The organism is Streptomyces coffeae (genome assembly GCF_016741875.1).
Taxonomy (GTDB): domain Bacteria; phylum Actinomycetota; class Actinomycetes; order Streptomycetales; family Streptomycetaceae; genus Streptomyces; species Streptomyces coffeae.
Genome location: NZ_JAERRF010000143.1, coordinates 1 through 994 on the forward strand (window position 1 = coordinate 1; position 994 = coordinate 994).

The following is a 994-nucleotide window of genomic DNA, read 5'->3' on the forward strand; positions in this document are numbered from 1 at the left end:
TGTGCTGCCGCGAACGCTGCATGCTGATGTGCCGTCTTCCCATGTGGACTGGACGGCTGGCGATGTCCAGGTGTTGATGGAGAACACTGCCTGGCCTGAGACGGGCCGGGCTCGTCGTGCGGGTGTGTCGTCGTTCGGGATCAGTGGCACGAATGCGCATGTGATTCTTGAGGCGGGGCCTGTGGTGGAGCAGCCTGTTGAATCTCGGGAGGCTCCTTGGGGTGTGGTGCCTTGGCCGGTGTCGGCCAAGAGTGTGGCGGCACTTGACGCTCAGATCGTCCGGCTCCGTTCCGTTCCTGACAGTGGTGGTCGGATGGATGTCGGGTTCTCGTTGGCTACGAGCCGGTCGGTGTTTGGGCATCGGGCGGTTTTGCTTGCGTCGGATGAGGGGTTGGTGGAGGTTGCGCGGGGGGAAGCCGGGGAGGGGCCGCGCCTGGGGGTTGTGTTTTCGGGGCAGGGTGCGCAGCGGCTGGGGATGGGGCGGGAGCTGTATGACCGGTTCCCGGTGTTTGCTGAGGTCCTCGACAGTGTGCTCACGCAGCTGGACGGTCCTGTCCGGGAGGTGATGTGGGGCGAGGATGCCGAGGAGCTGAGCCGAACGGGTTATGCGCAGCAGGCGTTGTTTGCGGTTGAGGTGGCGTTGTTCCGGCTGGTGGAGTCCCTTGGAATACGGCCGGACTTTGTGGCCGGGCACTCCATCGGAGAGGTCGCGGCAGCTCATGCGGCGGGTGTGTTGTCACTGGTTGATGCGTGTGCGTTGGTGGGGGCGCGGGCCCGGCTGATGCAGGCGCTTCCCGTGGGCGGTGCGATGGTGGCGGTCCAGGCTGGCGAGGATGAGGTTGTGCCGCTGGTGGCGGGGGCGTCTGGTCGGGTGTCGGTGGCGGCGGTGAATGGGCCGTCGTCGGTGGTGATCTCCGGTGAGGAAGCAGCGGTGCTGGAGATCGCTGCCCACTTCGACGCCGAGGAGCGCAGGACGAAGCGGCTGGCTGTCAGC

1 protein-coding gene is annotated in these 994 nt (G+C 66.3%); it reads left to right on the forward strand.

All coding sequences use genetic code 11. From position 1 onward, the window contains the following. On the forward strand, window positions 1–994 hold a 994-nt coding region (locus JK363_RS41370; protein WP_201883482.1), incomplete at both ends, for an acyltransferase domain-containing protein.